At 60.4% G+C, this 7,274-nt stretch carries 9 protein-coding genes and 1 pseudogene; 7 read left to right on the forward strand and 3 right to left on the reverse strand.

The features are described from left to right. Positions 1 to 181 precede the first annotated feature (181 nt). The 4 genes from repA to IVA81_RS10545 all read left to right on the forward strand — a co-directional run bounded on the left by repA (position 182) and on the right by IVA81_RS10545 (position 4,419). Positions 182 to 1,384: a plasmid partitioning protein RepA gene (gene repA, locus IVA81_RS10530; protein ID WP_247315821.1), complete on the forward strand. Its 1,203-nt coding sequence runs from the start codon at positions 182 to 184 to the stop codon at positions 1,382 to 1,384. Beyond that, on the forward strand, positions 1,384 to 2,400 hold the full coding sequence (gene repB / locus IVA81_RS10535) for a plasmid partitioning protein RepB (RefSeq protein WP_256469324.1): 1,017 nt from the start codon (positions 1,384 to 1,386) through the stop codon (positions 2,398 to 2,400). The genes repA and repB overlap by 1 nt, the downstream gene beginning before the upstream one ends. A 262-nt stretch (positions 2,401 to 2,662) precedes the next feature. Continuing rightward, entirely contained in the window at positions 2,663 to 3,895 is a 1,233-nt protein-coding gene (gene repC / locus IVA81_RS10540; protein ID WP_247315743.1) for a plasmid replication protein RepC, read from the forward strand. Between the two features lie 104 nt (positions 3,896 to 3,999). After that, the gene (locus IVA81_RS10545; protein WP_247315746.1) at positions 4,000 to 4,419 is read left to right on the forward strand and encodes a hypothetical protein; all 420 of its coding nucleotides are present in this window, start codon (positions 4,000 to 4,002) and stop codon (positions 4,417 to 4,419) included. A gap of 141 nt (positions 4,420 to 4,560) precedes the next feature. Here the strand turns inward: IVA81_RS10545 and IVA81_RS40650 are convergent, their stop codons facing one another. Next, positions 4,561 to 4,761, reverse strand: coding sequence for a hypothetical protein (locus IVA81_RS40650; protein WP_247315766.1), 201 nt, complete (start codon positions 4,759 to 4,761; stop codon positions 4,561 to 4,563). 148 nt (positions 4,762 to 4,909) lie between these two features. Here IVA81_RS40650 and IVA81_RS10555 point away from each other — a divergent pair, with 148 nt between their 5' ends. The 3 genes from IVA81_RS10555 (at position 4,910) to IVA81_RS10565 (ending at position 6,364) form a co-directional block, all read left to right on the forward strand. Further along, positions 4,910 to 5,092: a hypothetical protein gene (locus IVA81_RS10555; protein ID WP_247315770.1), complete on the forward strand. Its 183-nt coding sequence runs from the start codon at positions 4,910 to 4,912 to the stop codon at positions 5,090 to 5,092. A gap of 710 nt (positions 5,093 to 5,802) precedes the next feature. Further along, a complete protein-coding gene (locus IVA81_RS10560) occupies positions 5,803 to 6,114 on the forward strand; it encodes a DUF736 domain-containing protein (protein ID WP_247315774.1) in 312 nt (103 codons plus the stop codon). A 61-nt stretch (positions 6,115 to 6,175) separates the two neighbouring features. Beyond that, positions 6,176 to 6,364 carry a hypothetical protein gene (locus IVA81_RS10565; RefSeq protein ID WP_247315792.1) on the forward strand — a complete coding sequence of 63 codons (189 nt, stop codon included), beginning with the start codon at positions 6,176 to 6,178 and terminating at the stop codon, positions 6,362 to 6,364. Here IVA81_RS10565 and IVA81_RS10570 read toward each other — a convergent pair. Together IVA81_RS10570 and IVA81_RS10575 are read right to left on the reverse strand one after the other, a co-directional pair. Then, positions 6,333 to 6,631 (reverse strand): annotated as a pseudogene (locus IVA81_RS10570) (HU family DNA-binding protein). The gene IVA81_RS10565 and the pseudogene IVA81_RS10570 sit on opposite strands and share 32 nt — an antisense overlap. Before the next feature lie 106 nt (positions 6,632 to 6,737). Continuing rightward, a complete protein-coding gene (locus tag IVA81_RS10575) occupies positions 6,738 to 6,998 on the reverse strand; it encodes a WGR domain-containing protein (RefSeq protein ID WP_247315796.1) in 261 nt (86 codons plus the stop codon). Positions 6,999 to 7,274 lie beyond the last annotated feature (276 nt).

Raw genomic sequence — 7,274 nt, forward strand, 5'->3', positions numbered from 1 at the left:
TGACTGCGGTCAACTTTCCATTCGCATGTGGCAGCCTGAAGTGACCGGTTAAGGATTCGTTTACCCTTTAATTGTTGCGCGACCGCTCAGAATCGGGCGTAGTAGCTACGCTTTGCGCATGCCCTGCCTCCGAAATTCGTAACTACGCGAGAAAGCCGTGGCCCTGAACGACCAGCAAGCGATGGCGTCAATCCCATCTGCCGCACCCCAGGCGATCCACGATACGATCGCGGCAGACGCGCGGGAACTATCCGCGAAACTTCACGCCCACCGAACGAAGCTGTTCCCGCCAAAAGCACGCAAGCATCTTCGCCGGTTCACATCTGGCGAAGTCGCTAAACTCGTCGGTATCAATGACGGTTACCTCCGCCAATTGTCGCTGGAGGGTAGGGGCCCTCAGCCGGACACCAGTCCATCGGGTCGAAGATCGTACACATTCGAGGACATCCAAAGCCTTCGTGCTTATCTCGACGAATCCGGCAAGGGCGTGCGCCGATACCGACCGCATCGCGTCGCGGGCGAACAGTTGCAAGTCATTGGCGTCGTTAATTTTAAGGGAGGATCGGGTAAGACCACCACCGCCGCGCATCTCGCTCAACATCTCACACTGCAGGGCTATCGAGTGCTCGCAATCGATCTCGATCCGCAGGCCTCGCTCTCCGCGCTGCACGGCTATCAGCCAGAGTTTGACGTCGAAGAGAACGGAACTCTCTACGGCGCCATCCGCTATGACGACGCGCGCCGCGAGCTGAATGAGATCATTCGGCAGACTTACTTTTTGGGGCTCGACATTGTTCCCGGCAATATCGAACTGATGGAATTCGAACATGAAACCCCGAAAGCTTTAGCTGCACGCCAGTCGGGTGACCCGCTTTTCTTCGCCCGCGTTGCGCGTGCCCTCGCCACGGTCCAGGACCGTTACGACGTCGTCGTGATCGATTGTCCGCCTCAACTTGGATTTCTCACGCTCTCCGCGCTCTGTGCAGCAACCGCAATTCTGATTCCGGTGCATCCGCAAATGCTCGATGTGATGTCGATGTGCCAATTCCTAATCATGACATCCGACCTCCTTGCCGTCGTCGCCAAGGCGGGCGGCAACATGAATTACGATTGGATGCGCTATCTCGTCACGCGCTATGAGCCCGGCGATGGACCGCAGGCCCAAATGGTCGGCTTCATGCGCTCGCTGTTTGGCGACCGCATGGTCACCAATATGATGCTGAAAAGTACGGCGATCTCGGACGCCGGCATCACGAAGCAAACGCTCTATGAGGTCAGCCGCGATCAGTTCACACGCGCTACCTACGACCGCGCGATGGAATCGCTGGATAGCGTCAACGGCGAAATCCAAAGCCTTATCCAGGCTGCATGGGGGAGGGCCTAATGGGTCGAAAAAACCTGCTTGCTGACCTCATGGACGACAAGTTGACCGCGGTCAACGAACAGCCGTCAGGTGAGCCTAGCGACAATTGGAGACCATCCCAACCAACACACGGGTCGCGCGGGGCAGTAGGTGCCATGAGCCGTTCGCTCGAGATGCTGTCCGCGGAGCGCGATGCCGCCAAGGCCTTGACCGAACGACTCACCGCCGGTCAAACCGTCGTTGAAATCGCCCCAGATTTGATTGATGCCTCGATAGTTCCGGATCGCATGACGAGCGTCGACGAGAAGCACTCCGCTCTCGTCGAATCGATACGCGCCAATGGGCAACTGGTTCCGATCCTCCTTCGCCCGCATCCGACCAGCCCAGGTCGGTTTCAGATTGCCTACGGCCATCGTCGCGTCCGTGCGCTCGCCGAACTTGGCCGCCCCGCGCGGGCCGTGGTTCGTGACCTCAGCGACGAAGACCTGGTGGTAGCACAAGGCAAGGAGAATGGTGAGCGGGAGGATCTCTCCTTCATTGAGCGGGCAACATATGCCACCGCTCTCGAGGATCGTGGATTCAAACGTGAGATCATCATGGCGGCGCTCAGCGTCGACAAGACGGAGCTCTCCCGCCTCATCACTGTCGCGCGAACCCTTGCACGGAGCCTAGTCGATGCGATCGGGCCAGCGCCGAAGACCGGCCGCCGGCGCTGGATGGAGCTCGCAGAGCGGATTGTAGGTCGCCACGATCAAAAGGCATTGGCTGACAGCATTGCTAGCGATCGTTTTGTGCGCGCCACTTCCGATGAACGGTTCGCGATAGCGTTCGCCGCGCTCGCGCCCCGCAAGCCAAAAGCTCCACGGCCGACAACTTGGGCCGATGACGACGGCAAGAAGATTGTGAAGATTGAACGTCGCGAAGGTCGCGTCACGCTAGCGCTCGACGAAAAGGCCGCGCCTGCGTTTGGAGACTTTGTGATTTCGCGGTTGCCGGAACTCTACCGATCTTTTCGCGAGGGGCGCACCGATGAATGACATCACGCGTGTCGCCGCTTTGGATATGGCGCCGACCGGACCTCTCATGGTCGGGCAGCGCGATGCGTACCCGCGTTTCCGTCCTCTAACCGTAGGAGCATAGCGGAAAAGAAAAAGGCCCCCGGAACGTCTCCGTCCGAAAGCCTTCTCTCGTCACGTTTGGCGACTGACAGAGAATCACTTTCGCGAATCGCAGTCAAGCGTCTTTAGCAACGGCGCCGTTTCGGCGAGCAGATTTTCTTTGCCCGCATGAGGCAAAGACATGCAGTCACACTCCCCAACGACGCCCTTTGGGCGGCGATCGTTGACGCTCGCCCATGTGGCAAGCCAGATGGTCGCAACGGAACGTCCTCCCGAAAAGATCGTGCACAAGTGGAAGATCTTCCACGCCATCTGCACGGCGCGGCCGCGCCTTGGCGTGTCGGAGCGCGCGCTGTCGGTATTAAACGCGCTGCTGACCTTCCATCCTGAGACGGCGCTGACAGGGGAGGATGATCTGATTGTTTTTCCGTCAAACCATCAACTCACTCGGCGAGCGCACGGCATGCCGTCATCGACGCTGCGGCGTCATCTCGCAGTGCTGGTTGACGCGGGCCTGATCGTTCGGCGCGACAGTCCGAATGGCAAGCGCTATGCGCGGAAGGACAATGCCGGCGAAATCGAGCTCGCCTTCGGCTTCGATCTGTCGCCGCTGGTCGCGCGCTCGGAGGAGTTCGAGAGCCTGGCGGCCGATATCGAAGCCGAGGCCCGCGCACTCAAGCTCGTTCGAGAGCGCATCACGCTGTGCCGGCGCGACATCGCGAAGATGATTGCAACTGGCATCGAGGAAGCCGTCCCGACGCGAAGGGGAGGGCAGGGGCCTGCCGATTGGCAGGTTGTGCACGCTGCCTTCCGCGTGATCGTCGATCAGATTCCGCGCACGGCTACGCGCCAGGAGCTCGAGCCGATCGCCGACGAGTTGTCTCAGCTTGCCGACGACGTGCTCAATCTTCTGGAAGCACACATTAAATCCAAGAATCCGAGCGCCAATGAGTCCCATTCTGAGCGCCACATACAGAATTCAAAACCAGACAACCCTATTGATCTTGAACCTGTCCTTCGAGAAGACAGGGCGGCGGGAGCTGTGCCCAAACCTCAACCCTCGCGAGTCGGGGAAGGGGCGTATCCGTTAGGAATGATCCTGAGTGCGTGTCCAGACATCGTCGATTATGCAAAGGGTGGGGTGTCGAACTGGCGCGATTTTCTCGCTACCGCGGCCGTTGTGCGATCGATGCTGGGCATCAGTCCGAGCGCCTGGGAGGAGGCTCAAAAGGTTATGGGCGAGGTGCCCGCAGCCATCGTCGTGGCGTGTATCCTGCAGCGCGGGACGGCGATCAATTCCGCCGGCGGTTATCTGCGCGGTCTGACGCGAAAAGCCGAGGTCGGCGAATTTTCGCTTGGCCCGATCCTGATGGCGCAGATCAATTCTCGCCGGCGAGACAAGCAGCGGGCGTGAGGCGATGAGGCGCCGTTCCCAGGTTGCCTTTTTCGTGTGATCAAATTGCCCGTGCCAACCCGGCTGCTGCGCCGGGTCGACGCAAAGCGTTCGGAGAGATCGTCATGGCAAAACACCCTCCACTCATCCTCACGCCGTTTTTCCAGCCTCGTGATGAAGGGGCTGCGGAGCAACGGATGTACGTGGCGGGGTTCGCGGACGAGGCGGGCGAGGCCTGGGGGACGCTGATTCCTTTGGATGCGGAGATGGTCGAGCACGCCGTTCTGGGACAACAGACATTCACCGTCTGGTGCAACTCCGACGGTCGCATCCAACCGCAGCCGAGCAGCGATACTCTTTTTGAGGAGCTTCTGGAGAAGGGCCAATTGAAGGAGACGCCTCTCGATGAACTCGTCGCCGAAGCGATCGAGCAGGGCAAGAATGAACCCAATGATGACATCCTCGATATGTTCGAGACCCTGCATGAGCGGTTGGTGCGGGCAGAGGGCATGGTCGCTGACGAGATCGCGCGGCGCAGGCGATGACGCCTCGCGCCGCGAGTCAGCGCGGTTCAGTGCTGTAGGGCCACCTTGTACTAACGCGAGCACCGCGACCGCGGGCGGCCGGCAACCGGACCGGTCGATGAACACATAGAAAACCGACGACCGGGCCGCACTCGGACTAGTCTAAGCTTCGCCGGAGCCGGAAAACAGCGCCGTCGGCGGCGTCGCACGCGGCGGCGGGAAGGTCCGACCGCCCGAGGCTCCCGGTCTGCTCTTGAGATCGTATCGCTGGGCTAGGTCGAGTAGCCGCCGCTTGGTGAACGGATCCGCGTTCTCCGCCAGATCGCGCGCCCGCTGCGCGAAGCCCCTGTAAAATTCTTCCACAACGCCACCCCCGCAACATCACTGAAAATCTGATTTCAGTGTGAGACGCGCTCCGCGTCAAGCGGTCTGGTGCATGCGGACAATTTTCGTCGATCTACTTGTGCTCGCGGCGCACGGGGAACTAAGCTGGTGCCGGCAGGCAAAAACCATGACTCCGCTCTACCTCAGCCGGAAGCTGTGCCCGAAGTGCGGTAAGCCTATGACGGCCGTGTCCGACGACGTCGCGCCCGGCCGGCCGCGTTACGTCTGCCTGGTCTGCGAGGACGATCCGCTGCGCGATCCCGCTGCCCGGAGGTGGGCGGAAAGCCCGCTGCGACCGCCGGCCAAATAACGTTCGTTGAAATCGAGCCCGGCAGCCGGATTGCTGCAGAGGCCGATTGTGCTCACAACCCTCTCCAACGCTGTGGCGTTGCAATCCGAACGCTCAGCTTCGTTCCAACGCGCGAGCCGGCGGATCGTCCCGGATTCGAAGGCAGGCATGTCCAGCGACGCTAGCATCTGTTCACGCCTCGCAGGGCGGTCGGTCGCATGGATGCGGAGGGCGGGGTTGCATCTACATGGCGAGTACGTCGCCAGCCTCGTTATCGATCTTGCGATGGCAAGTTCGACAGGTGCGCCGACGTTGCTGACAGCGACGGTTTCCATTGCGGGTGATGACGTGGCGCTTAGGTGGCCTGCATAAGGTGAACTACTCTCGCTGCGACGCCCGTTGCCTTGAGATGCGAATGGCTGAACCGACCAGGGCCGCCTGTCTTCATTCCATGTGTTTTCGCGATGGGCGCACCCATCTGCGTCCTCGATAGAGGCTGGTCTGACCGAAGGGCGATCCCGCTTTGCGGGCTCTCGATCTTGTCCCTGCAACGCCCGTCCACGACTTTCTTCCCCTGGCGCTGCGCACCATTCCTCGCGGTCCAAGAAAGTCGCTACCGGCCGCCCTCCATTTCATTTCGGCCCTCCGGGTGCAGGTCGATCGCCTCCGGTCTCACGACCGCCATCGAGGTCGCGATAGGCGCGGCCCGAGAAAACCAAGGGAATGAGACAATGGCTACCATCGGCACCTTCACCTCCACGGGCAACGGCTTCTCCGGCGCCATCAAGACGCTCAACCTCAACGTCAAGGCCAAGCTGATCCGTGTCGAGAATCCTTCCGACAAGGGACCGCACTTCCGCATCTACTCGGGCAACGTCGAGCTGGGTGCTGCCTGGCAGAAGACCGCCAGGGACACCGAGCGCGACTACCTCTCCGTCAAGCTGGACGATCCGAGCTTCCCCGCTCCGATCTACGCCACCCTGACCGAGGTCGAAGGTGCGGAAGGTCTCCAGCTGATCTGGTCCCGGCCGAACCGGGACTGAGGCTCAGCCAGTGGGCTCCGCCGCAAGGCGGGGCCCGCTCCCTTCGACGGGAAATGCGATCATGACCATCGACACCATTGAAGAGTTACGCGCCGAGCTGCGCGGATGCGTATTCACGCCGACGGAGCGCAAGGCGCTCGAAGTCGAACTGGCCGAACTCATTCGCCAACGCAACGAAGCGCTCGCAGCAGAGGAGATCAGCCCCCTCGTCTTGCGACTTATGATGCACCAGGGGCCGCCCCTCCGTTGAGAACATCCTTGATGGCTTTGGCAGACGTAAAGGTCAGCTTACTGGAAGCTGCGATCGCAATAGTTGCGCCGGTCGACGGATTGCGACCCTCGCGAGCAGCGCTATCCTTGACCTTGAATTTGCCGAACCCGGGAAGACTCGTCTCAGCTCCGCTCACGGCCGCATCAGCGATCGCCTTGAAACGCTATCGACGATGGTTTTTGCCTGAGCCTTTGTCAGGTCGTTCTCGGCCGCAATCTCTTCGGCGATCTCATTGGCAGTTGTCATGGGACGAGCTCCGTCTTGTTTCGATTTTGCTCGTCTGACACCAAGGCCGCGGAACAGATAGAGCCGGCATCACAGGCAGAGGCGTAATCCCCGAAAAATTGTCAGACTATGACGGTTTTTCGTCCTCGACAGCGTAACCGCGCCTCCGCTTTGCACGCTCCAACCGTCCGAACGCTTCGACCGCCTCCGCACTGCCATCGAAGGTCTGTACCATGACTTTGCCATTTACGCCGATCCGGCTCCAATTGCGGATCAGCGACATTTCTCCGAACAAAGTGGGCTGCATGGACAGCGCATAAAACCGCCGCATATTGCGCGCGGCATCGATGCGGCGCAGATGAAGCGGTTCTGGTTCGGGTTTCGGCACGGACAGATTCTCGCTTCCGAGGGAAGCGGCGTCCAATGAGTTTTATGAATCGACCGGGCAGATTGATTCATTTTATCGATAGGTCCATTGTGCCGGAAATGCCGCGACCCGTCCTATTGTCGGAGTGAATCTCTCCTCGATGGAGACTTCGCCATTGGGACGCGCGCGTCGCAATGCCTAGTCATCTGGAACGCAAGTTCGTCACATTAGTTGATAGCTCGAATCTCTGCAGAGGAGAGTGCGAGTGGCGAATGCAGGTGAGCGAGGCCGGCCGAT

The sequence above is a fragment of the Bradyrhizobium sp. 141 genome, assembly GCF_023074055.1.
In the GTDB taxonomy this organism is placed as follows: domain Bacteria; phylum Pseudomonadota; class Alphaproteobacteria; order Rhizobiales; family Xanthobacteraceae; genus Bradyrhizobium.